Origin of the sequence: Kribbella sp. NPDC048928 (assembly GCF_043197975.1) — a bacterium.
Classification (GTDB): Bacteria; Actinomycetota; Actinomycetes; order Propionibacteriales; family Kribbellaceae; genus Kribbella.
On the sequence record NZ_JBICUC010000001.1, the window covers coordinates 636976 to 661396 of the forward strand.

Here is a 24421-nt window from a genome sequence, read left to right on the forward strand (position 1 = left end):
ACATGCAGCCGACACGTTGCACAACAAGCAGGCCGTAGAGCCGTTGACGAAGGCGGACTTCGAGGCGCTGGCCCGTTTCCGGTTCGCCATCCGCCGGTACCTGCGCTTCAGCGAGCAGGTTGTTCGCAGTCAGGGCCTGACTCCGCAGCAGTACCAGCTCCTGCTGGCATTGAAGGGATTTCCCGGCCGCGAGTGGGCGAGCGTCAGCGAACTGGCCGATCGGCTTCAACTGCGTCATCACAGCGTCGGCGAACTCGTGAACCGCGCCCAGGCGCAAGACCTGGTGACCAGGGCTTCGGATCCGACGGACGCCAGGGTTGTCCGGGTGGAGATGACGCGCCAGGGCGAGAAGGCGTTGGCGCGGCTGAGCGCACTCCATCGTGACGAGCTTCAACGCATGGGTACGGCCCTCGCAGCGCCCGACTGGAGCGACACCACCGGCGGTGCCGGATGACGCGCCACACAGTGCAGGTCCGCAGGATCTACGACCAGGCTGCGGCCGACGACGGACTCAGGATCCTGGTCGATCGGGTTTGGCCCCGTGGGATCCGCAAGGAAGCGGCCGCGATCACCGAGTGGGCGAAGGACGTCGCGCCATCCACGGAGCTGCGCAAATGGTACGGCCACGTCCCGGAGAAGTTTGCGGAGTTCGAGACTCGCTACCGCGACGAGCTTGCGCAGCCGGCACAACAAGAAGCCCTGGACCACCTGCGTACCTTGGCCAAGGAGTCGACGGTGACGTTGCTGACCGCAACCAAGGACGTGGAGCACAGCCAGGCAGCCGTACTGGCCGGTCTTCTCCGGGAGAGCTAGTCAGCGGGACGTTGCTTGATCTGCAGGCCGGGGCGGCGTCGGTGGACGGTCAGGTAGGACAGGCCGTCGGTGCCGGCGGTGACGCTGCGGGTCGAGCCGTGTGGCAGCCAGGCGATGTTGCCCTCGGCAAGAGTCTGTACACCGTCCGGTGTGCCGATGGCGCCGTCTCCTGCGACGACTACCAGTACGACGTCGAGGTCCGGCTCGGTGTGGGTGTCCACTTGATGCCCGGCCGGTAGATGGATCAGGTTCGCATCGAGCTGGCGACCTGGCTCGGCGAGCGTCCAGCGAGCGCCTGACGGTACGGCCGAGTCCTCGACGAGTTCACGTACGTCGGCCAGAACCCGGACCGTTGGTTGCGCCATGACGCCACTCTCCTCCCACAAGGTTTCCAATAATTATCACATGTGCTATTTGTAGTAAATACAAGTACCTGCTGAGGAGCCCAGATCACCATGGCCACAGGCATCCAGGACGACCGTACGAAGTCACACCGCGGCGCAGTACTCGACGCCCTCCGCACCGCCGACACCCCGCTCGGTGTCACCGAACTCGCCGAACAACTCGGCATCCACGCCAACACCGTGCGCTTCCACCTCGACGCCCTCGTCGCCCAAGGCCTCGTCGACCGTCACCTCGAACAACCCACCGGCCGCGGCCGCCCCCGCACCGTCCACACACCACACCCCGGAATGGACCGCGGCGGCCAACGCCAGTACCAACTCCTCGCCAAAATCCTCCTCAGCCAACTCTCCACCGCCCCCAACCCAGAGGCCACCGCCGAGACCGCGGGCCGCAACTGGGGCAGCTACCTCATCGACCACATCCCCCCACCCCGCCAGCCCACCGCCACCGAAGCCACCCAGCGGTTGACCGCGATGATGACCGACCTCGGGTTCGCCCCGGAACCCGACACAGAGTCGAGCGAGCGCATCCGGCTGCGGCACTGCCCCTTCCTGGAACTCGCAGAGGAGTACTCAGCAACCCTCTGCCCCCTCCACCTCGGCCTGATGCGTGGCGCCCTCACCGAACTCCGCGCCCCCATCACCGCCACCACCCTCGAACCCTTCGCCGAACCCGACGCCTGCATCGTCCATCTATCCCCCACCAACACCCGCCAACGCCGTACGAGGAGCAAGTGATGTACCTGACGAGGATCGGCAGCACACCTCGGCGCCGGGCGCCGATCCCCGGTGGGCCGACGATGGAAGTACTCGTAGCGCCCGAGACCTCCGACACCATCGCCATGGTCCAGGTCTGGATCCCGCCCGGCGGTGGCCTGCCCGAGCACGACCACGGGCCGTCCGAAATCGTCCTCGTCCACATCTCGGGCTCGATCCGGCTGCGGCAAGGCGACGAGCAGCACGACCTTGCCCCCGGCGCCGTCGCACACCTGGCCACCGGCGAACGCGTCAGCCTGACCAACCCAGGCACCGACCACGCCGTCATGATGATCGTTGCCTCACCCCCCGATTTCATCACCCGCGTCGCCTCCTGGCCCGCCGCGTAGCACCATCCCGCTCCCGCAGCACCATCCCCACCGCGCAGCACCATCCCCACCCCGCAGCACCATCCCGCTCGCGTAGCGCCCTCCCGGTCCCGAAGCGCCGTCCCGGCCGCGTAGTGCCATCGGCGACAACGCCGCTCGCCGTACGCCCACCTCTCAACCCACGTACCGACCGCGCCCTCGCCAGTCAGCACCCGCCCCACACCACGAATGCATATCCGGCTCTTGTGTCCGATGTGTGGGTGCTGACCACTCCCTCACTGAGCCGTGCACCGGATCGGGCAGCGGGATGGGGCAGGAGGATGGGGCAGGAGGATGGGGCAGCAGGATCGGGCACGGTTCGGTGATGCGGCACGCGATCCGCGACCCTCCTGTCCTACCCCTCCATGCGGGCTCGCGCCGAGTCGTGGCGTTCGGCTGGCCCCCGGTCCACCGAGTCGTGGATCGAGGCTGCGTTTGCCCTGTATTTCACTACCAAGATTCACGACTCGACGGAACCTGCCCGACTGCCGCATGGCGGGCAGGTGGCGATTCACCCCTACATCACAACAGCCGGACATCCACTCGCGGTGAGGGTTCTCCGCCGGTGCACCAGCAGAGAACCCACACCACGAGTAGATGACCGGCCCTCCTACCTTCTGTGCGGACGACGGCGTGGCGCCGACACCAGCGATGTCGGCTCGCGCTCGCGACCGGCGCACCTGACGCTGCTCTGGCTGCACGTGGTCCGGGAGTAGCGGGGCGGACAATTCGACAGGACGTGTCGGTCGGTGTCTGACCTGTGGGTAGTACACCTGAGCGTGAAAGTGCACCGAGCGTACAGCGTCTCGGGGTGCACTACCTGTCGAAATGTCCCTGCCCTGCCCTGCCCGGCCGGTTGGTCGGTTGGCTGGTGAACTGGGCGGCGTGCGAGGGCGGTGGCGGAGGGTTCGGACAGGCAATGGTGGGTTCGGACAAGCAGTGGTGGGGGTATGCCCGTCCGCCGTCGGTCCACCCACACATCCGACAGGAGAGCCGCATATCCGCTCGTGGACAGGGTTCTCCACTGGTGTGCAAGCGAAGAACCCTCAAGACCAGCGGATATCCACCTCTGCCAGCGCACGAGCGGGCGCGCCCCTGCCAACCCTCGCCCCGCCAACCCCGCCCAGCCAACCCTCGCCCCGCCAACCCCGCCCAGCCAACCCCGCCCAGCCAACCCTCGCCCCGCCAACCCCGCCCAGCCAACCCTCGCCCCGCCGGCCCACGCCCAGCCAACCTCGCCCCTCGCCCCGCCGGCCCACGCCCAGCCAATCCTCGCCCCGCCGGTCCTCGCCCCGCCGGCTCGTCGGCTCGTCGTGCGGGAGTTGCTCACGGTTCGGCGAGTCGGGGATTTTGGCTGTGAAATGCGGCCGATTGCAGGCTCGATCCACGAATCGGCGATCCCGGCTGGAGCCAAACGCCACGACTCGGCGGAATGGGGAGGGGGACGGGTGCCCGGGGGGTGCTCAGCGGCGCGTACGTCATCACGTCCCGACCACCCGACCCACCCGACCACCCACCACCCGGCCCAGCGACCCGCGACCCGCGACCCAACGAGCAGCGACCAGCGACCAGCGAGCCAACGAGCGGCGACCAGCGAGCCAGCGAGCCAGCGAGCCAGCGAGTAGCCTACGGTGATCCCGTTCACGCAGCCGTCGGTGATCCCGTTTCACGCAGCCGTCGGTGATCCCGTTGCATGCGGCCGTCGTGTTTGTGCCTCATGCGTCTCCAGTTGCGGTTTCTTCGGGAGGCTTGTCAGGGCTCTTGTCCAGCAGGTTGTCCTCTGACGCATGGGGCTTGTGGAGGGCTAGGTCGGGGTGGTTCCGGTCGAAGGCGGGGCTCTCGGAACGGATCCGCGGTAGTTCGTCGAAGTTGTGTCGTGGCGGTGGGCAACTGGTTGCCCACTCCAACGAGCGGCCCCAGCCCCACGGATCGTCGACGCGGACCACCGGCGCTTTGCGGGACTTGTAGACGTTGTACAGGAACGGCAGCGTGGAGGCGCCGAGGATGAACGCGCCGATGCTGGAGACCTGGTTGAGGGTGGTGAAGCCGTCGCTCGGACTGTAGTCGGCGTACCGGCGCGGCATGCCCTCCACACCCAGCCAGTGCTGCACGAGGAAGGTCGTGTGGAAGCCGATGAACAGCAGCCAGAAGTGCAGCTTGCCGAGGCGCTCGTTCAGCATCTTCCCGGTGAACTTCGGCCACCAGTAGTAGAACCCGGCGAACATCGCGAACACCACGGTGCCGAACACGACGTAGTGGAAGTGCGCGACCACGAAGTACGAGTCGGTGACGTGGAAGTCGAGGACGGGTGAGGCGAGGATGACGCCGGTCAGGCCACCGAACAGGAAGGTCGTCATGAAGCCGATCGACCACAGCATCGGCGTCTCGAACGACACCGACCCGCCCCACATCGTGCCGATCCAGTTGAAGAACTTCACCCCGGTCGGAACCGCGATCAGGAACGACATCAGCGAGAAGAACGGCAGACTGACCGCGCCGGTCGCGAACATGTGGTGCGCCCACACGCTTGCGGAGAGGAACGCGATCGCGATCGTCGCGCCGACCAGGCCCAGGTAGCCGAAGACCGGCTTACGGCTGAAGACCGGCAGGATCTCGGTGACGATCCCGAAGAACGGCAGCGCGATGATGTACACCTCGGGATGCCCGAAGAACCAGAACAGGTGTTGCCAAAGGATGGGCCCGCCGTTCGCCGCGTTGAAGACATGGGCCCCGAGCGACCGATCCGCCTCGAGCATCAGCAGCGCGCCGGCCAGGATCGGGAACGCGATCAGCACCAGCAGCGAGGTGATGAACACGTTCCAGGTGAAGATCGGCATCCGGAACATCGTCATCCCGGGCGCACGGAGACAGATGACGGTGGTGATGAAGTTGACCGCGCCGAGGATCGTGCCCAGACCGGCCATCCACAGACCCATGATCCACAGGTCACCACCGAGACCGGGCGAACGGACCGCGTCGGACAACGGCGCGTACGCGAACCAGCCGAAGTCGGCCGCACCGCCCGGGGTGAAGAAGCCGCTGAACGCGATCAGCCCACCGAACAGGAACAACCAATAGCTGAACATGTTCAGCCGCGGGAACGCGACATCCGGCGCACCGATCTGGACCGGCATGATCACGTTGGCGAACCCAATGAACAGCGGCGTCGCGAACAGCAGCAGCATGATCGTGCCGTGCATCGTGAACAGCTGGTTGTAGACCTCTTCGTTCACGATCTGCAGGCCCGGCTTGGCCAGCTCGGCGCGGATGATCAGCGCCATCACGCCGCCGATCAGGAAGAACGTGAACGACGTGATCAGGTACAACTGGCCGATCAGCTTGTGGTCCGTCGTCGTCAGCCACTTCATCATCAACCGGCCTTTCGGCCGCCGACGGCCACTGATGGCCGGTGCCGTCGATCGCTCTACGATGCCGGTCATCCGCGCGTTCACCAGTTGGCCAGCGGATCACTGGCCGGAAACGACGCCAGGCCCCACACCTCAACAATGTCGGCGGCCGGCGGCTCGCGATCCGCCCTTTCGGCGGCAGACTCCCGTACGGTCCACAGCGGCACCTGCGATCGCAGCGAACCGTTCGCCTCCACCGTGTACTGGCACTCCACGCACAGACTCGCCATGGGAAGCGTTTTGAGGCGATCCAGTGCAATCTCTCGACCGCAGCGCTGACAACTCCCGAAGCGGCCGATCGCGAGCCGGAACAGTGCAGCATCGATCTCTGCCAACGCAGCTCGGGCGGCTCGCATCAGCGCCGCCGTCACCTCACTCCGGGCATCGTCGGAGGCGGCGAGCCCTTCGTACGTCAGGTCGGTGAGTTGGTTGAGACGGAGACTGCGCTGGTGTTCGAGGTCGCGGCGGTACCGCTGCGTGTCGACGGTCTGCCGGTCTCGGGGGGTGCTGGGTGGTGCGCCCTGGTCCAGGTCGGTCATCGAAAACCTCCTCGTCGGCACGGATCGTGGAACGGCGCTGACCGCGCTCTCCACGCCCGTACGATCCCGACGATGCCGTCTCGTACGCAGCCCGGCCACGTGCCCGATCGGCGAAGCTGGGACGCCCTCGTTGCCGAATCCCGGCAACCCCCTCAGGCACCTTGGGTTCTATCGCAACACGACATACTTTGGACACAGCCTTGGCCGTGACGGTGCCTCGTGTGGAGTGCGGCGAGTAGGAGCGCTGGGTCTCGCACGCCGCACCGTCCGACAGGGCCGTAACTAAAGGCTTGTAGTCCGGGCTTCCCGCACCTGGACTGGCAGCACCACCTGCTGCGGCGGCCCGGATGCCTTCTGCGTGATGCGTTCGATCAGCAACTCTGTTGCGCGACGCCCCAGCTCCGCCGACGGGAGAACTGCCTCCGCCGCGAGCGGGAGCGTCTCGTACGGACCGGAGTCGTCCATGCAGGCCAATTGGATGTCGTCGGGAATCCGGCGACCGAGCCGCGCCAGGTCGTGCGCGACGATCGCGAGCACGTAGCCGTTCGCGCAGAGCAAGACCGTTGGCGGCTCAGCCGATCGGAGCAGGCCGGACAACATCGCCAGCCGGCGCTTCTCCTCCAGTGGCTCGTACGGCCGCAGTGCAACGAGATCCGGCCGGACCGGCAAGCCCGCCCTGCGAAGCGACTGCAGGTGCCCGGCGTGACGATCGGTGACACTGGTGCACTCGGTCTCGCCCCACAGCGTCGCGATGCGCTGATGTCCGATCCCGATCAACCGGTCGGTGATACGCAGTCCGAGGTCGACGTTGTCGGCCACCACCGCGTCGGTCGGTACGTCAGGACGGTAGCGGTCGATCATCACCAGCGGCACCTGGCGCCGGCCGGCCTCGGCGTACACGTCGGAGGCAGAGCGACCCTGCACCGGATAGAGCAGGATGCCGTCGACACCGAGGTTGAGCGCCCTGCGGAGGGCCACCTCCTCACGCTCGGTCGATTCCGCGGAGTTCTGCAGGAACAACTGGTACCCCTGGTCGGCGCAGATCTCCTCGGCCGCCGTGAGGATGCTCGCCAAGTGCGCGCCGCGCAGCCCGTGCAACGCGTTGACGATGCACGCGATGGTCCCGGGGTTGGGGTCGCGTCGCCGCGACGGCGCCACGAAGGTCCCGACGCCGCGGCGCCGGATCAGCACACCGTCGGCGACGAGGTCGTTCAGCGCCCGGACCGCGGTGATCGAACTGACCCCGAATCGCTCGCACACCTCTCGCTGGGTCACGAACGGCTCCGCCGGGTCGAACCGGCCGCCGTCGATCTCGTCGCGCAGCGCCTGCTTGATCTGCTGATACAGCGGGACCATTCCCTCAGCTCCCAAACGCGGTTAGCATACGAATTCCACTTACTATATTAAATGAGAGGTGGACCTCGATGCATCCCGCCCCCATGCGTCGCACAATGACCTATCTGGCAGCCCTCGTCTGCGGCGCCCTGGTCGTGTCCGGCAACTCGGCACCACCAGCCACCGCCGCGGTCCCGCCACCGCCCGTCAGCGTCGGTGCCAACCTGCCGTTCTCGATCCTCGAGGCCGAGAACGGCATCCTGCACGGCAGCGCCGCACTCCGCAGATTCACCCCCGGCATGGTCGTACCGAAGGATGCCAACCTCGAACTGGAGGCGTCCGGCTACGGCCTCGTCGAGCTGACGAACACCGGCGATTCCGTCACGGTCAGAAACACCACAGGCAAGCCCGCGAACACGCTGGTCGTGCGCGCCTCGCTACCCGACACGCCGACCGGTGGCGGCATCACGGCGCCGATCGCGCTGTACGTCAACGGCGCCTTCCGGCAGAACATCGCACTGAGCTCGAAGCAGTCCTGGGTCTACCGGCAGTCCAAGACGAACTGGGACGACCCGAACGGCGGCGGTCAGGCCCTGCACTTCTACAACGAGTTCCCGGTCTGGGTCAGCGGTCCCCCGATCGCCCCGGGCAGCGCAATCACCTTTCGCAAGGACCCGTCCAGCACCTCGCCGTCGTACGCCATCGACTCGGTCGACCTCGAGAACGTCGGCCCGGCCCGTACCCAGCCGGCCAACTCCCTCTCGGTGATCTCGTACGGCGCGGACCCGACGTTCGGCACGGACTCGACGATCGCGATCCAGACCGCGGTGAATGACGCACGGACGCAGCACAAGTCGGTCTGGATCCCGTCGGGCAAGTACTTGACCAACAGCCTGGCACCGACCGCACTCGACTTCACCGGTGTGAAGGTCCAGGGCGCAGGCATGTGGTACACGACCATCTACCGGAGGGTTCCGCTTTCACCCCCGCCGATCGGCTGGCGGTCGCAGATCGTGGTGGGCTCAGGCACCACGGTCTCGGACTTGCAGGTCGACTCCAACGCCGTCTACCGCGGCCTGCATGACGCCGGTGGCGACGACTACGGCTTCAACACCGGCGGCACCGGCTGGCTGATCGACCGGATCTGGACGCGCCACACCGACGCCAACTGGCTGTCCGGCACCAACGGGACCGTCCGGAACAGCCGCACCGCGGACAGCTACGGCGACGGTTTCAACGCCAACAACAGCAACAAGTACAACCCCGACAAGCTGGGGATCAACCTCACGATCCGGAACAACTTCGCCCGCGGCACCGGCGACGACGCCTTCGCGACGTACTCCGACGCCGGCGCCACGGCCGACAACAGCCAGATGACCGGTACGAAGATCCTCAACAACACCGCCGTCGCACCGTACTGGGCCAACGGCATCCGGATCGCCGGCGGCAAGAACGTCGAGGTCCGGAACAATCTCGTCTACACGGTGTCGTCCGACAGCGCGATGGAGATCAGTATCTTCGGCGACACCGGCCGGCCACTGGAATCCGCGACCGTGAGCGACAACGTCCTGATCGGGGGCGGCGGCTGGAACGGCGTACGGCAAGGCGTCCGGATCGGCTCGCCCGGGCCGAAGTCGTTCTTCCCCACCGCCTACACCAATGTGACGATGGAGCGGAACGTCCTACGCGGAGCCCTTCGCGCCGGCCTGTTCGTCGACCGCACCTTCATCAACGCGTCGATCACCGACACCACGATCGACGGGCCCGCGAGCCAGGGCATCTGGGTGAACAGCGGCGTCACCGGAACCGGAACCTTCACGCGTACGACGATCAAGCACCTGCGGCCCGGCCAGCCCGCCTTCCAGAACGACTCGCCGGACACCTTCGACACCAACTGATCCCCTGCTGACATCAGCTGTGAGCACATACCCGATCCGCCCCGGAGGTTGCTCGTGATTCCACACCTGTCCGCCTTGGCCCGGCGAGCGCTGCTCGCCATCGCACTCCTCGTCGCTCTCCTGCCGCTACCAGCTGCCCAGGCCACGCTTGCGTCGGCGCCCACTCCGACCTCCCAGGTGCAGGCCAAGCACGCCGAGGTCGTCGCCGTTACGCAGGTCGCCGACCGGTTGACCGACCTGACCGTACGGTCGCCCGCGCTCGGCGGCCGCACCGTGAACGTCCGGCTGCTCACCCCGGACGGCTGGAACCCCTCGGACCGCAGTCAGCACTGGCCGACGCTGTGGCTGCTGCACGGCTGCTGCGGCGACTACAAGTCGTGGACCGGTACTGGCATCGCGGACATCCCGAGCCTGCGCAGGGTCCTCGTCGTGATGCCCGAAGCGGGCTGGAACGGCTGGTACAGCAACTGGTGGAACTACGGCGCCGGCGGCGACCCCGCCTGGGAAACGTTCCACACCGTCGAACTCGCGGACCTGCTCGAACACGGCTGGGGTGCCGGCAGTGATCGCGTCGTCGCCGGCCTCTCGATGGGCGGCCAGGGAGCACTCCTGTACGCCGCGCGTCATCCGGGCATGTTCCGCGCCGCCGCGTCGTACTCCGGCTCCGCCCACCCACTGCTGAACGACGAGTCGATCAACCGCATCATGGGCTTCTTCGCCGGGCAGGGCAACGATCCCCTGCGCGTGTGGGGAGACCCTGTCGCCCAGCGTCAGATCTGGGAGCAGCACGACCCGTACTACTTGGCACACCGGCTGAAGTCCATCCCCGTCTACCTGTCCGCAGGTGACGGCACCGCCGGACCCTTCGATCCGCCCGGCAAGTTCGACCCGCTCGAGGCCGACTTCAACCGCCAGAACCACGCACTTGCCGACGCCCTCCAGCAGGCCGGCGCCAAGCACCTCACCACCAACTTCTACGGACCCGGCACGCACGGCTGGGAGTACTGGAAGCGCGAGATGCGCGCGTCACTCCCGATGCTCCTCGGCGCCCTCGGCGTCAAGCAGTAGCGTGCACGTATGGATACTGCATCGGCTCAGGTGTTCGCTCAGCAGTGGGTTGCGGCATGGAATGCGCACGATCTCGATGCCGTGCTTTCGCACTTCACCGACGACGCCGAGTTCTCCTCTCCGGTTGCGGCACAGCTGCTTCCGGAGACGGAGGGCGTCCTTCGCGGCAAGCCGGCGATCCGCGGCTACTGGGCTGTCGGGCTCGAGAAAATCCCCGACCTGCACTTCGAGGTCGTCCACGTCTACACCGGAGTCAGCACCATCGTGATCAACTACCGCAACCACACCGGCGCCCTCGTCAGCGAGGTGCTTGAGCTCAACAACCACGGCCTGGTCGAGCGCGGGCACGGCACATACCTCGCCGACGACGCCGCCGGATCATCCGGCGCCTAGGAAATACGCCCTAGTCAGCCACCCACCCCCGGCGCAAGTCCTTGCTGGGCTGACGTGTAGAGGGTTTGAACCTGGGCAGCGGTCAGTGCCCCGGAGAATACCGAGACCTCGTCGACCGCGCCGACCGTCGCGTCCTTGGGTGGCAGGCTGCCGACGGCCGCGCGGCCGAGAGACGTACTGGTGTTGATCGTGCCGACCGCGGCACCGTTCGCGTAGATGGTGATGTGGCTTCCGTCGTCGACGTACGTCAGATAGGTCCAGGTCGCCTTGGGGACGACATAGTTGACGGTGTAGTCGGCGATGTTGCGTCGGGTGACGCCCACCTTGCCCGAGCTGGAGTTGATCTTGACGATCGAGGTGTCGCTGTTCAGCAAGGCCATGCTGCTCGAGCCGCCGGTGATGTTGACCCACGCTCCGACCGACCACGGGCCGGGCAGATCCGGTGCGGTGGTGGTGATCGTCCCGCTTCCCCCGGTGAACTGCACTGCGCCACCGACCTTGCCGGGCTGTACGGTCGCATCCCCGATCAGGGTGCCGTCGTAGCCACCTCGGGCCGCATCCTTGATCGTGGTGCTGTCCATGGTCCAGTGGTCGACCAGCGTCAGTCCGATTACGAACCGCGTGGTTGTGGCGTAGTGCTTGCCGCCGGCGGTCTCCTTGACGGTGAGGTCGTGCAGGCCGTTGGGCAGCGTGGCGATCGAACAAGCCCACGTGTGGTCAGCTCGTACGACGGCCGAGCACACAGGTACACCGGCCTCACTCAATACCACCGTGCCTGCGGGCGCTCCGATCCCTTCGATGACAGACGGAGACGTCGGCAGCCATGCGTTCGATGCAGGGTTCGTGACCACGAGCGGGGACAAGGACAACGCGTCCGCGATCCTGGTAGCGGCGGCGACCGCGCTTCCGGCCGGTGCGGTCGCGAACGTCGGCGCGGAGGTCACGAAGCTGCTCGCGCGGGCGATCCAGTCGATCGGCGCGGGCGCGGTCCCGTCCCGCATCGCCGTCGTCAGCGTGTCGAAGTACGCCTGCCAGTTCTGCTTGTAATAACCGCGGACCAGTCCGTTGTAGGTGTGGTTGGCGTAGTTGTTCAGTGAGCCCGCCTTGTAGCCGTCGGCGGGATCCACCCAACTCGTCCACAGGTAAAGCAAGGACGTGACGAGCTGTGATTGAGCAACAGTGTCCGGCCCTGCGGTCGAGGTCGCGCTGGCGACATAGCTGCCGATCATGAACCAAGGCACAGTCCCCATGACATCGTCGGTGAGGTCCATGAGCTTCAGCCACCGCGCAGTCAGGTCGTTGAACGTCGCGACGTCCTTGACCTGGTACGCCGAGTTGATCCTGGGCAGGAGTGTCCGTGTCGCGTTGCCGGTGACCGTCGACGCCACCTCGGCGAGGTCGAAGTCGTACGCCGCCTTCTGCACGACGCTCGGCGCCGCGAGCAGCAACTGCGGAAGCGCCGTCGCGAACCGGGCAGTGTCGTACGGCTGCTGCTTCGGAGACGCCGGATCCGCATTCCGCGCGGTCAGGCTCGGCTGTGCGACGAACAGCGACTCAGCCGGCTCCGCGTGCGTACCGTTCGAAGGCCTCGGCAGGGTGTACGCGGTCGAGCCGATGATGTTCCACGCCGTGGCGGCGGCGGTGGTTCCGTACCGGCCGTGCGCATAGTCCTTCATCCAGTCGCCGAGATCGAACGCCGCATCGTGCCACGGCAGCTCGGACAGCAGTTCGAACGCGGCCGGGTCCTCAAACCCCTCGGGCATCACCGCGATCCCGGTCATGTTGTTGCCCGGAGCATCCAGCTGGTTGTAGTACCGATCGATCCAGAGCTGTCCGGTGGCGCCCATCACCGTGTGCCCACCGTAGGAGTAGATCGAGCCGAAGAGGTACTTCGTGTCAGGCCAGGCGGTCTCTCGCCCGAACGTTGCGGTGGCGTCGGACAGGCCGTCGCTGACGACGAATCGGCTCTTGTCGGCGATGCCGGCCAACTGTGCGGCCGTCGGGTTCCCCTGCCAGCCGAGCTGCATCCAGGTTGCGCCGGCTTCGCTGTCCTGCAGTGTCGCCATGATGCTCGAGGTGACGTCCTGCTGCGGGATGCCGCCGGACGAGCCGCCTTCCTGCAACGGATTCATCCGGTAGATCGAGCTCTTCCCGAGGAGCTCGTCGGCGTGCCGGTAGTACGACGCCGCGACCTCGGCGAAGAACGGATCCGTCGGCGCCAGCCAGGCCGGCCGCGGCTGTCCGGACCAGTTCCCTTGCGGGATCACCTTCGTTCCGGCCGGAGCATGGGCAGCGAAGTCCTGGGGCACGGTTCCGATGAAGCCCGGCAGCACCGGCACGATACCCAGCCCACGCGCACGATCGGCGATCCTGCGCCCGAGCGCGGCCCGTTGGTCGAGCAGCGCCTGAGAGATCGGTGCGCCGTAGTTGGACACGTTCTGCATCGCCCACCACGGCTGCGTCGTCGGCAACGGGATCCAGGCCCGCGTCTCCGCTGCCGAGTACCCGAAGTCCTGGAGGACCCGCTGGTACACCGCATCGGATCCAGGCAGTACGTACACCTGGTTGATGCCGTGCAGCGCGTAGATGTCGAGCATCGACTGCCACTGGTCCCACCCCATGTACGGATCGGTGTATCCGTCGTGGGTGTCGTTCCCCAGGTACCGGTTCGCGGTGTTGGCCGTCTGCGTGATCGGCCGTGCGGGCGCCGGCATCGGCGTCGGCACCACTGGATGCGGGTTCCCGAGGTTCGCGGCGGCGTGCACCACGTACTTCAGGTACCACCCTGCCCCCTGGTTCGCGGCCGAGGCGGTCGTCGCACTGATCGTCACATGGCCCCGATGACCCGAGATCGTGAACCGCTCGACGCCGTCCGCCGCCGGCCTGATCTCGAAACACACCTGACGAGCCGCAACCCGACCGGCGACCCGGGCGAACAACGCCTGCTGCGCCGGAGCGGACGACGCCCGGCAGTCACGCTGCTCGGGCCCTGGTGGCGCGGGCAGCGCGGAGGCAGGAGCTATGAGCACGCTTCCGAACACAACGACGACGAGCGCTAACGCGGACTGTAGTGACCGACGCATGACCTCTCCTGATCACCCCGAGGAACCAGCGACCATGCGAAAGATATTAATGAATCCTGTCTATGTAAAGAGCTGAGGTGGCGGTGCGGTGCTTTCGCGGATGGTCAGCTGGGTGGCCAGTTCGAGGCGGCTGGGTTCGTCGGCGTCGGCGCCGCCCTGGACGATCACCTCGACGGCCATTCGGGCCATGTCCACGAGTCGCTGGTGGACCGTCGTCAGCGGTGGGGTCACCCAGTCGCAGGCGGCGAGGTCGTCGAAGCCGACCACACTGATGTCGTCGGGGACGCGGACGCCGCGCTGCTGCAGTGCTTTGTAGGCGCCGAAGGCCTGGAGGTCGGTGCCGGCGAAGATCGCCGTCGGCGGTTCGGCGAGGTCCAGCAGCTCGAGCGCAGCCGATTCCCCGCTGGGCGGGAAGTGGTCGCCGAACCGCAGCAGCTCGGGGTCGGGCGTGATCCCAGCGCGTTCCAGCGCCGCGCGGTATCCGCCGAGCCGGGCCTGCGTGCAGAGCAGGTGCGGCAACCCGGCGATCATCGCGATCCGCCGGTGGCCGAGATCGACAAGATGTTCGGTGGCGGCCAGTCCCCCGGCCCAGTTGGTCGATCCGATCGACGGGATGCCCGGTTCGGGATCGCCCATCGGATCGATCAGCACCAGGGGCACGCCGAGTGCGTCGAGCCGCTCGCGCTCGGCCGGCCCGAGGTTCGAGACGGCGAGCAGAACGCCGTCGGAGTGCCGGCCGGCGAGGTTGTCGAGCCAGCGCTGCGCGTCCGACTGGGCGCTGTGCACCGCCGACACCACGAGACCGATGCCGGCCGCCCGGCAGGCGTCCTCGGCTCCGCGGATGATCTCGACCGACCAGGGCGTCGCGAGCTCCTTGATGACGAGGTCGACCAGCCCCGCCCTGGGCTGCTTGCCGCTCGGACGACGCTGATAGTTGTGCGCCCGGAGCGCCTCCTGGACGCGTTCCCGAGTCTCCGGGGACACCTCGGCGCGTCCGTTCAGGACCTTGGACACCGTCGGCGATGACACCCCGGCGGTACGTGCGACATCGCTGATCTTCACCCGACCTGATTTCGCCACAACCAACCCTCGCAGAAATTTCGGCGCAGTTTCCGACAGTTTACACACGCCGGAGTGCAGCCTGAATCGCCGCTCAGCGGCGCGTGAATTGCTTCGAAGTATTGACGGCCAATGGACTTGGACTTAGCGTTCCAGTCGAAATATTCGGAAACTTTCAGGGCCATTGCGGAGTCGAGGAAGGCCTCGTCATGCATCGTCCATCGCAGGACCACGTCAGGCTGCGGGTAGCCGGCACCGAGTTGGAGACGCGGAGCGGCCGGCGCGTCCGGCTGCGTGGTGTCGGGCTCGGCGGCTGGCTGAGCATGGAGAACTTCGTCACCGGCTACCCCGCGACGGAGGACCTGCAGCGCCAGACACTGCGCGAGGTGCTGGGCGACGAGGTCTACGACGCGTTCTTCGACCGTTTCTACGAGACGTTCTTCGCCGACGAGGATGCCGCGTACCTGGCCTCGCTCGGGTTCAACTGTGTCCGGCTGGCAGTCAACTACCGCCATTTCGAGGACGATGGGCAGCCGAAAGTCCTGAAGGACAAGGGTTTCCGGCTGCTGGACCGCGCGATCGAGATCTGCGCCCGGCACGGCATCTACACGATCATCGACCTGCATGCCGCACCCGGTTTCCAGAACCAGCGCTGGCACAGCGACAACCCGACCCACATCTCGCTGTTCTGGCAGCACCGGGACTTCCAGGATCGCGTGGTGCATCTGTGGGAGGCGCTGGCTGACAGGTACCGCGCAAATGCCTGGGTGGCGGGCTACAACCTGCTCAACGAACCGGCCGCCCCGAACGGCAGCAGTCTCGCTACGTTCTACTCCCGGCTGTATGCAGCAGTTCGCGCGGTCGATCCGGACACTGTGATCTTCCTCGACGGCAACGAGCACGCGACCGACTTCGCGTTCTTCGGCGAGCCGTGGCCGAACACCGTCTACAGCTTGCACGACTACGCCCTGGCCGGCTTCGCGGACTCCGGCAAGTACCCCGGCATCTCGCGCGGGCGGTACGTCGACCAGGCAACGGTCGAGGCGAAGTTCCTGGAGCGGGCGCAGTACATGCGCGAGACCGGCACACCGATCTGGGTCGGCGAGTTCGGGCCGGTGTACTCCGGCGACCCCGAGCAGGACGAGTCGCGGTACCGCGTGCTTCACGACCAGTTGGAGATCTACGACCGGTACGGCGCCGGCTGGAGCCTGTGGACGTACAAGGACATCGGGCTCCAGGGACTCGTACATGTCGCACCCGAATCGCCGTACCTGCGGCAGATCGCGCCGGTGCTGGCCAAGAAGGCGCGACTCGGTGTCGACGCCTGGGGCTCCGTCGACACTGGCGTCCGGCACCTGCTCGACCCGATCGATCGGACCTTCGACACGGAGTTCCCGTCCTTCGACCCGCCGCCGTTCGGCCGCCGGCAGTGGATCGCGACCTTGGTCCGGCACATCCTGCTCGCCGAGCCGCTGGTCGAGGACTTCGCGCGCACGTTCGCCGGTCTCGGGGTCGAGCAGGTCCAAGAGCTGGCCGACTCGTTTCGGCTCGATCGCTGCCTTACCCGCGATCGGCTCGCCACCGCGGTGCGAGCACCAGAGATTGACCCGTCCACAGCAGCAGCGTTGAGGGAAGGTTGAGGACCAGATGGACAGCACGTCAACCGAGAACAACGGCATCTCCCGCCGTACCGTGATCCAGGCAACCGTGGCAGCCGGGCTGGCGACCGGTCTGTCGGCCACCATCGGCAGCACCGCGTACGCCGCGGATCCGTCGATCACCGCCGGCATCGACGCCACGAAGATGTCCGCGCCGATCCTCCCGTACGTCTACGGCGCCTTCATCGAGCACATCGGCACGCTCGTCTACGACAGCCTCTGGTCGGAGGTGCTCGCCGACCGGAAGTTCTACCTCGCGGTCGACCTGCAGAGCCCGAACACCAGGAAGTGGCGGCCGGTCGGCCCGGCCGCGGACGTCACGATGGACCAGCGGGATCCGTACGTCGGCGAGCAGTCGCCACGGGTCACGCTCAGCAGGTCCGAGACCCGGGGCATCAAACAGACCGGACTGGGACTTGCCGCGAAGGCGTACGTCGGCCGGGTGGTGATCGCGGGCGACCCGGGCACCCATGTTGTCGCGACACTGAGCTGGGGCGACGGCGCGGGGCAGAGCCAGAGCGTGACACTCGCGGTCAAGAAGGGCTGGCAGACGATCCCGCTGCGCTTCAAGTCCCAGGCCGCGACGACGACCGGCTCACTGGAGATCTCCGGTACCGGAACGGGATCGTTCCGGGTCGGGGCCGTGTCGCTGATGCCCGGCGACAACGTCAAGGGTTTCCGGAAGGACACCATCGACCTGCTCCGCGGCCTGGGCGGCTTCTGGCGCTTCCCGGGCGGGAACTTCGTCTCCGGCCACGACTGGCAGAACGCGATCGGTGATCCCGACCTGCGCCCGACGACCTTCGACCCCGACCGCAACAACCCGCAGTCCAACGACGTGGGCACCGACGAGTTCCTGGCGATGTGCGACCTGCTCGGCACCGAGCCGTACCCGTGTGTCAACACCGGCTTCGGGTCCGCCCGCGAGGCGGCGCTGCTGGTCGAGTACGTCAACGGCAAGGCCGACACCCCGATGGGTCAGCGCCGCGCCGCCAACGGCCACCCCAAGCCGTACGGCGTCAAGTACTGGGCCGTCGGCAACGAGATGTTCGGCTTCTGGCAGCTGGGCTACATGACGCCGGCGCACTACATGATCAAGCACAACCTGTTCGCGGACGCGATGCGCAAGGTGGACTCCTCGATCGCGATCGTCGCGGTCGGCGCCTTCCCGGCCAGCATGACCGTCCACCGGCTGCCGTACTACATCGACCCGAGCAGCCGGCAGATCGTGCAGCCGACGCCGGTGAAGGTCGAGTACGGCTCGCTGACCGACTGGAACCACCGGCTGCTGACGAGCAGCTCCGGGAAGTTCGACATCATCTCCGAGCACTGCTACGGAACCACGCAGCGCTTCGACCTCGAGCAGGGCAAGTACGTCGACGTGACGCCGGCCGAACCGATGGTGGACTCGGTCCGCCGGGGCGCCAACTACATCAAGTCGGTCCGCGAGAACTGGGAGCTGTACACGAAGGACTTCCCGGAGCTGGTGCAGAACCAGATCAAGGTCAGCATCGACGAGTGGGGCTTCCAGAAGGCGAGCGGGATGAAGCAGCTGTTCGGCCTCGCCATGATGCTGCACGAGATGTTCCGGGCCAGCGACTTCCTCACGATGGCGGCCTACACGATGGGCACGTCGTGGCTGTCGTACAACAAGACCGACTCGACTTACAGCGGAGCCGGAGTGCTGTTCAAGCTCTATCGTGAGCGGTTCGGCGTCACCCCGGTCGCCCTCACGGGTAGCTCACCCCAGCCGGCACCGAACTACCCACCCGGTGGCGACCAGCCCAGTGTCAACGCGGGGAGCCCGACGTACCCCGTCGACGCGATGGCCGCGCTGTCGGCCGACGGCAAGACGTTGACAGTCGCAACCGTCAACGCCACACCCGACACGCAGGAGATCGACCTGTCGCTCAACGGGTTCAAGGCCCGGCCGAACGGCAAGCTCTGGCGGCTCACCGGCACCACCCTCGACGCCACCAACAGGGTCGGCCAAGCGCCGCAGGTCACGGTCGCCGACCTGGCATTCGACACCAGTACGGGTTCGCTGTCGGCGGCACCGTACAGCGTCGAGATCCGCGCCTTCACCCGCGCCTGACCCCACCCCCGCCCGCCCCCACGGCACCACCCAAGGCTGTGGGGACGGCGAGGGTGTAGGTCATTGCTGCCAGGGCGGTGGCTGTGCCGGTGGCGCGGGCGTTTGTGAGGGGTTGGTCGAAGGCTGCGGACGGTAGGTCGTTGGTTCGGTGGTCGTAGGCGGCTTGGGCGTTCGTGGAGAGCCAGTCCAGGAAGGACGTCTGGCCGGTGCGGGTGATGAACTTGTACAGGCCGCGCAGGAGGATTCCCTTGAAGACGATCTCGTAGCTTTCGACCGGGTCCGGCCGATAGAGTCCGTTGCCGTTGGCATCGTCCTCGTACACGACGACATCGCCGGTGGTGAAGTGGGCCTTCGCGAAGTTCGCCACCTGGACACCGTCGGTGATGTAGGCCTGATCCTTCGTCTGGTCGTACAGGTTTGCTGCCAGTTCGAGGAACACGCCGGCGTTGTACGTGTACAGGTTGTCGTCCCAGGGCCGGCCGGAGATCGAGTTCTCGAATCCGCCGTCGGGACGCAGGAAGCTGGCCTTCAGCCAGTCGTAGGTGTCCTTCGCGATCTGAAGGTAGGTCTTGTCGGTGTCCAGCGGATTGTTGTGCACCGCCTCGGTCGGGTAGTAGCGGGCCAGCTCTGCCGCGGCGATCGCGAACCCGTTGGACGGCACGTCCTTCTGGTCCTTGGTGCCGCGCTCCCGCCAGAACCCGCCACCATGCGTGTTGTCGTAGAAGTCGCGGTAGAAGAAGTCGGTGTGCCACTTCGCCTGGTCGAGCAGGTGCCGATCGCCGGTCGCCCCGTACGCCGCGAGCGCGAACTGGACCGCCCAGGAGTAGTCGTCGTTCCAGTCCGTGTCGTTGGCGATCCAGCACTTCGGGTTGCCGAACCGATCCACCGAGTGCGTGTTCTCGTAGCGGTAGTAGGTCTGGCTGATCTGGTCCTTCCACTGCCCGGTCAGCCGCGACGCGTCGACGAGGGTCTGCCGGATGAAGGCCGCTTCCCAGAAGTGGATCGTCGCGGCGTTCTCCAGATCGGTGCGGAAGTCACCGTCCCCCAGCCCGTACGCCGCGAGGAAAGCATTCATGGTCCGGACCAGATCCGGCTCGGCAAACGTCGGGGCCGGCAGCCCACCCGCGGTAGTCATGCCTACGTTCTATCGCAGACGATTGACCCTATGAATTTGGGTAGCATAGCGTTCATATGCGCGAGTGCCGAGCCCACTGGTTCAATCGCACCGACCTAAAGATCCCATCTATACGCAGCCGCCAGGTGCGAGGAGAGTGACGTGAGGCGACGGACCAACCTCAACCGCGAGTGGAGATTCGCGCTTGATGAGCACGTCTCGGCCGGAGGGGCGGACTTCGACGACGGAGGGTGGCAGGAGGTCGGCCTGCCGCACTCGTTCAGCATCCCGTACTTCCAGGAGCCCGGGTTCTACAGCGGGCCCGGCTGGTACCGGCGGCGGCTGGTTCTCGACCGGCAGCAGTTGGCCGGGGTCGTACGGCTCGACTTCGAGGGCGCTTTCCAGGTCGCGGACGTCTACCTCAACGGCGTGCTCCTGGGCCGCCACGAGGGCGGTTACACCGGCTTCGCGTTCGAGGTCCAGGGCGTCGCCCACGAGGGTGCGAACCTCGTCGCGGTCCGGGTGGACAACACCTGGAACCCGCAGATCGCTCCGTTGGGGGGCGAGCACGTGTTCTCCGGAGGCCTGTATCGCGACGTCTGGCTGGATACGACCGGACCGCTGCACGTCGACTGGTACGGAACCAAGGTCACCACCTCCGGGATCGACGAAGGCAGCCCTAGGGTCACCGTCGAGACCGAGGGCCGAAACAGCACGGACCAGGTCCTCCGTGGCCGGCTGTCGACAACCGTTCTGGCTCCGGACGGCTCGGTGCTGGCCGAGCTGCTGACCGACGACGAGGACTACCCAGCCGGCGTCACGACCCGCACGCAGACGACAGAGGTCCTGGAGAACGTCCGTCTGTGGAGCCCCGACCAGCCGGTGCTGTATCGAGTGGTGAGCGTGCTGCTCGGTCCCGACGGCGTCAGCGACCGGTACGAGACGACGTTCGGATTCCGCAGCACCTCCTGGACAGCGGATCGTGGTTTCTTCCTGAACGGAAACCACCACTACCTCCGCGGCGTCAACGTGCACCAGGATCAGGCCGGCTGGGGCGATGCCGTGACCAACCGCTCCATCCGCCGCGACCTGGAACTCGTCAAGCAGGCGGGCTTCGACTTCGTCCGTGGGTCGCACTACCCGCACGCTCCCGCCTTCACGGCGTACGCCGACGAGCTCGGCCTCCTGGTCTGGTCCGAAGGACCGCTCTGGGGCACCGCGCCCTTCGGGCACTCGCCGTGGGGACGCGGCGCATATCCCGTCGAGCCTGAGCACCGGGAGCGTTTCGAGGCCAACCTGAAGACGCAGCTGACCGAGATGATCCGAATCAACCGGAACAGCCCGTCGGTCGTCGTGTGGAGCATGGGCAACGAAGCGTTCTTCAGCGACCCGGCGGTGCTGGATCGCGTCCGCGAACTCCTCACCGAACTTGTTGACCTGACCCACGAGCTGGACCCGACCCGGCCGGCGGCCGTCGGCGGCGTCCAGCGTGGCGAACTGGATCACCTCGGGGACATTGCCGGCTACAACGGCGACGGGGCCTGGATGTTCCCGGACCCCGGCGTGCCGAACCTCGTGTCTGAGTACGGATCGGCGATGGAGCATCGCCCCGGCGCCTACACACCACAGTGGGGCGATCTGGCCCATGACGAGGAGCCGAGCGAGGGCTCGCCGTACCCGTGGCGTCATCCTTGGCGCAGTGGTGAGGTCCGGTGGTGCGGGTTCGACCACGGCAGCATCGCCGGCCCGCGGTTCGGCTCGATGGGGATGATCGACTACGCGCGGCTTCCGAAGCGGGCGTGGCACTGGTACCGGAAGGACTCCCTCGGCATCGAGCCGCCGCGCTGGCCGGAGCCGGGTGATCCGGTACGGCTGCTGCTGTCCGCCGACCGTACGGTGCTCGAGCGGGCGGACGGCACCGATGACCTGCACGTCGTCGCCACTCTTGCCGATGCCGACGGGCACCAGGTGTCGTCGAGCGCTCCGATCACGCTGCTCGTCGAGGACGGGCCCGGTGAGTTCGCCACGGGTCGCCGGATCAGGTTCACCGCTGCGGGACCGGCCACCGTCCTGGACGGACAGGCCGCGGCGTTCTTCCGCTCGTACCATTCCGGCACGACCCGGATCCGGGGAACTTCACCCGGGCTCGAGGATGCCTGGCTCGAGGTCGTGACGATCGATGGACCGGCCCTCCGCGGGCCGAATCCGGCTCCGCTCGACCGGACTGCTCCCCCAGCGGACCCGCCGCTGGTCGCGGATCCGCTGGACCTCTTCGGCAGGCACACTCCGACCCGGGCCAGCTCGGGGCGCTCCGGCTGTCCGTCGATGTACGTCAACGACGGCTCCACGTTCACGTACTGGGAGGCGGAACCCGGCGACAATGATCCGTGGGTCCTCGTGGACCTCGAACGGCTGGTCGCCGTCGAGCGGGTCGACGTCACGTTCCACGAGCCCGACCAGGCCCCGCAGTTCGTCGTCGAAGCGAGCGACGACCGCGCGCACTGGGTCCCGGTCGCCGGCGCGGCCAGGATGCACATGGGTACGCATCGGATCGCGATCGATGGCATCACTGCACTTCAGCTACGTGTACGGATCCGGCCCACGCAGGACTTCAGGGCGGCGATTGCCGACCTGTCGGTCTTGGGAGTCGCCGACACGACGCGATGACGACGCCGGACCGGCCGGGGGCTCCGGCCGGTCCGGCGGACGGACCTACTTGCTGGGCAGTTTGTCGTAGGCGGTCTGCTGGATCTCCAGGTACCGCTTGAGGCCGAGGCCCTCGAGACCCTTCACGTAGCCGTCCCAGTCGGTGTCGATGTTCTTCGAGCCGGTGATGAACTGGAGTGAGTTCTGCTGCACGTAGCTGTCGATATTGGTCTGCAGCGTCGCGACCTCGTTGGCCAGCGTCGGGTCGATCCACACCTTCCAGTACGGATAGATCTTCGACTTGTCCTCGTGGCCGGCGTACAGCTTGGTTGCCTCGAACAACCGACGCTCGTAGCCCGCCTGCGAGTAGAGGTCGGTGCTGATCGCCTCGGAGTTCCGGTAGGTCGCGTTGTTGTTGTACTGCGCGAGCGCCTGCCAGCCCGAGTTCGGCGGATTCGCCCCGGGCTTCTGCTGGATCTGCTTGAACACCGGCTTCAGCGACTTGTCGAGCGCGACGTCACCGGGCTCCGGCTTCTGCCACGTCTTGCCCTCCTTGCCCCAGAACGCGTTGATCTGGCCCTGGTCGGTGAACATGTAGTCGAGCAGTTTGATCGCCTGGATCTGCTCCTCCGGCGTCGCCTTGCTGGTCAGCACGAAGGTCGCGCCGGGCGCACTCGGGAAGTTGTAACCGGTGAAGTTCGCCCCGTCGGGTCCGGTCAGCGGCGGTACGGCGTCGTACTGCATGTCCCGTTTGTCCGGCGAAGGGGTGTCGACGAAGAGCCCCGGGTGCAGCGCGGTCGCGGCACCGAGGACCACCGACCCGGCGTGGTTGCCCTGCTGCTGCAGGGCGTCCCCGTTCTGGGTGAAGGCGCCCTTGTCGATCAGGCCTTCCTTGTACAGCGAGTTCAGGTACTTCAGTCCTGCCTTCCAGCCGTCCTTGTTCGCCTGGATGTCGACCTTGCCGTCGTTGAGGACCAGGGTCGACTGGTTGTTGCCGCTGGTGCCCTGCGGGTCGTAGATGAAGGCGTTCATGAAGTACGGGATCAGCACATCTCGCACATCGGCGCTGAGCGGGATCTCATCGGCTTTGCCGTTGCCGTTGGGATCCTGGGTCTTGAACGCCTCCAGCACCTTACGCATGTCCTCGGTGGTCTTCGGCTGCTCGAGGCCGAGCTTCTTCAGCCACGCCGAGTTCATCCACAACTTGTCCTGGTACGTGCAGTGGAAGCAGTCCACCCATTGCGGCATACCGTAGATCTTGCCGTCCGGCGCTGTGGCCATCGCCTTCCACTCCGGGGTGGAGTCGAGCGCCTTCTTGATGTTCGGCGCGTACTGGTCGATCAACTGGTTCAGCGGCACGACGACGCCCTGGTTGGACAGCTTGAGCAGGTCGGGCGGTGTGAACTGGTCGACCCACGGGATCAGCAGATACAAGTCCGGATAGTCACCGCTGGCCAGCGAGATCTGCCGCTTCTCCTTGGCCGGACCACCGTCGAACGTCGTGGTCTGCCACTTGATGGTCATGTTGAACTTCTCCTTCACCACCTTGGTGAAGTCGTTCGTGGCAAGGTTCCAATCGGCCGCCTGCGGTGCGAACACATCGAGGGTGACCGCCGGATTCCCGGTGACCGTTGGCAATGGCTTGGCCTGCTCGTCGTTCGAGCCGCTACCCGAACAGGCCGCAAGGGCGAGTGCCAGGAGACTGATGCCGGCGATCGCGGCACGCCTCCGCTTCTTGTGCTGAACAAACATAGTTCCCTCACAGGGTAGAGGTGGTGCGGAGGA

The 24421-nt window shown here is 66.6% G+C and carries 18 protein-coding genes; 10 read left to right on the plus strand and 8 right to left on the minus strand.

All coding sequences use genetic code 11. The features are described from left to right. Positions 1-16: 16 nt before the first annotated feature. Together ACGFI6_RS03000 and ACGFI6_RS03005 are read left to right on the plus strand one after the other, a co-directional pair. On the plus strand, positions 17-454 hold the full coding sequence (locus ACGFI6_RS03000; RefSeq protein ID WP_393114886.1) for a MarR family winged helix-turn-helix transcriptional regulator: 438 nt from the start codon (positions 17-19) through the stop codon (positions 452-454). Further along, positions 451-813 (plus strand): DUF488 domain-containing protein, encoded by a 363-nt coding sequence (locus ACGFI6_RS03005; protein WP_393114887.1) that lies wholly within the window; start codon positions 451-453, stop codon positions 811-813. Before ACGFI6_RS03000 ends, ACGFI6_RS03005 begins: the two co-directional genes overlap by 4 nt. Here the strand turns inward: ACGFI6_RS03005 and ACGFI6_RS03010 are convergent. Beyond that, a complete protein-coding gene (locus tag ACGFI6_RS03010; RefSeq protein ID WP_393114888.1) occupies positions 810-1178 on the minus strand; it encodes a hypothetical protein in 369 nt (122 codons plus the stop codon). The genes ACGFI6_RS03005 and ACGFI6_RS03010 overlap by 4 nt on opposite strands. A gap of 90 nt (positions 1179-1268) precedes the next feature. Here ACGFI6_RS03010 and ACGFI6_RS03015 point away from each other — a divergent pair, with 90 nt between their 5' ends. Then, positions 1269-1955 (plus strand): helix-turn-helix transcriptional regulator, encoded by a 687-nt coding sequence (locus ACGFI6_RS03015; protein WP_393114889.1) that lies wholly within the window; start codon positions 1269-1271, stop codon positions 1953-1955. Beyond that, the gene (locus ACGFI6_RS03020) at positions 1955-2323 is read left to right on the plus strand and encodes a cupin domain-containing protein (protein ID WP_393114890.1); all 369 of its coding nucleotides are present in this window, start codon (positions 1955-1957) and stop codon (positions 2321-2323) included. Before ACGFI6_RS03015 ends, ACGFI6_RS03020 begins: the two co-directional genes overlap by 1 nt. Before the next feature lie 1733 nt (positions 2324-4056). On the opposite strand, the gene ctaD is transcribed toward ACGFI6_RS03020, so the two are convergent. The 3 genes from ctaD to ACGFI6_RS03035 all read right to left on the minus strand — a co-directional run bounded on the left by ctaD (position 4057) and on the right by ACGFI6_RS03035 (position 7643). After that, positions 4057-5781 (minus strand): cytochrome c oxidase subunit I, encoded by a 1725-nt coding sequence (ctaD, locus tag ACGFI6_RS03025; protein WP_393114891.1) that lies wholly within the window; start codon positions 5779-5781, stop codon positions 4057-4059. Positions 5782-5789: 8 nt separating this feature from the next. Further along, entirely contained in the window at positions 5790-6287 is a 498-nt protein-coding gene (locus tag ACGFI6_RS03030) for a TraR/DksA family transcriptional regulator (protein WP_393114892.1), read from the minus strand. Positions 6288-6569: 282 nt separating this feature from the next. After that, entirely contained in the window at positions 6570-7643 is a 1074-nt protein-coding gene (locus tag ACGFI6_RS03035; protein WP_393114893.1) for a substrate-binding domain-containing protein, read from the minus strand. An 83-nt stretch (positions 7644-7726) separates the two neighbouring features. Here ACGFI6_RS03035 and ACGFI6_RS03040 point away from each other — a divergent pair, with 83 nt between their 5' ends. From ACGFI6_RS03040 to ACGFI6_RS03050, 3 genes are read left to right on the plus strand one after another with little or no spacing between them, the layout of a single operon-like run. After that, positions 7727-9520, plus strand: coding sequence for a glycosyl hydrolase family 28-related protein (locus tag ACGFI6_RS03040; RefSeq protein WP_393114895.1), 1794 nt, complete (start codon positions 7727-7729; stop codon positions 9518-9520). A 54-nt stretch (positions 9521-9574) separates the two neighbouring features. Then, positions 9575-10588, plus strand: a complete 1014-nt coding sequence (locus ACGFI6_RS03045) for an alpha/beta hydrolase (protein WP_393114896.1) — start codon at positions 9575-9577, stop codon at positions 10586-10588. Positions 10589-10597: 9 nt separating this feature from the next. Then, positions 10598-10981 (plus strand): nuclear transport factor 2 family protein, encoded by a 384-nt coding sequence (locus ACGFI6_RS03050; protein WP_393114897.1) that lies wholly within the window; start codon positions 10598-10600, stop codon positions 10979-10981. A 14-nt stretch (positions 10982-10995) separates the two neighbouring features. On the opposite strand, the gene ACGFI6_RS03055 is transcribed toward ACGFI6_RS03050, so the two are convergent. Both ACGFI6_RS03055 and ACGFI6_RS03060 read right to left on the minus strand, forming a co-directional pair. After that, positions 10996-14064, minus strand: coding sequence for an alpha-N-acetylglucosaminidase TIM-barrel domain-containing protein (locus ACGFI6_RS03055; RefSeq protein ID WP_393114898.1), 3069 nt, complete (start codon positions 14062-14064; stop codon positions 10996-10998). Positions 14065-14124: 60 nt separating this feature from the next. Continuing rightward, positions 14125-15126, minus strand: coding sequence for a LacI family DNA-binding transcriptional regulator (locus ACGFI6_RS03060; RefSeq protein ID WP_393114900.1), 1002 nt, complete (start codon positions 15124-15126; stop codon positions 14125-14127). 206 nt (positions 15127-15332) lie between these two features. Between ACGFI6_RS03060 and ACGFI6_RS03065 the strand changes: the two genes are divergently transcribed. Both ACGFI6_RS03065 and ACGFI6_RS03070 read left to right on the plus strand, forming a co-directional pair. Then, positions 15333-16763: a cellulase family glycosylhydrolase gene (locus ACGFI6_RS03065; RefSeq protein ID WP_393114901.1), complete on the plus strand. Its 1431-nt coding sequence runs from the start codon at positions 15333-15335 to the stop codon at positions 16761-16763. A 7-nt stretch (positions 16764-16770) separates the two neighbouring features. Next, a complete protein-coding gene (locus ACGFI6_RS03070) occupies positions 16771-18876 on the plus strand; it encodes a hypothetical protein (RefSeq protein ID WP_393114902.1) in 2106 nt (701 codons plus the stop codon). On the opposite strand, the gene ACGFI6_RS03075 is transcribed toward ACGFI6_RS03070, so the two are convergent. Then, on the minus strand, positions 18863-20011 hold the full coding sequence (locus tag ACGFI6_RS03075; protein WP_393114903.1) for a glycoside hydrolase family 76 protein: 1149 nt from the start codon (positions 20009-20011) through the stop codon (positions 18863-18865). The genes ACGFI6_RS03070 and ACGFI6_RS03075 overlap by 14 nt on opposite strands. Before the next feature lie 141 nt (positions 20012-20152). On the opposite strand from ACGFI6_RS03075, the gene ACGFI6_RS03080 reads away from it, so the two are divergent. Then, a complete protein-coding gene (locus ACGFI6_RS03080; protein ID WP_393114904.1) occupies positions 20153-22657 on the plus strand; it encodes a glycoside hydrolase family 2 TIM barrel-domain containing protein in 2505 nt (834 codons plus the stop codon). A 45-nt stretch (positions 22658-22702) separates the two neighbouring features. On the opposite strand, the gene ACGFI6_RS03085 is transcribed toward ACGFI6_RS03080, so the two are convergent. Next, a complete protein-coding gene (locus ACGFI6_RS03085) occupies positions 22703-24388 on the minus strand; it encodes an ABC transporter substrate-binding protein (protein ID WP_393114905.1) in 1686 nt (561 codons plus the stop codon). Positions 24389-24421 lie beyond the last annotated feature (33 nt).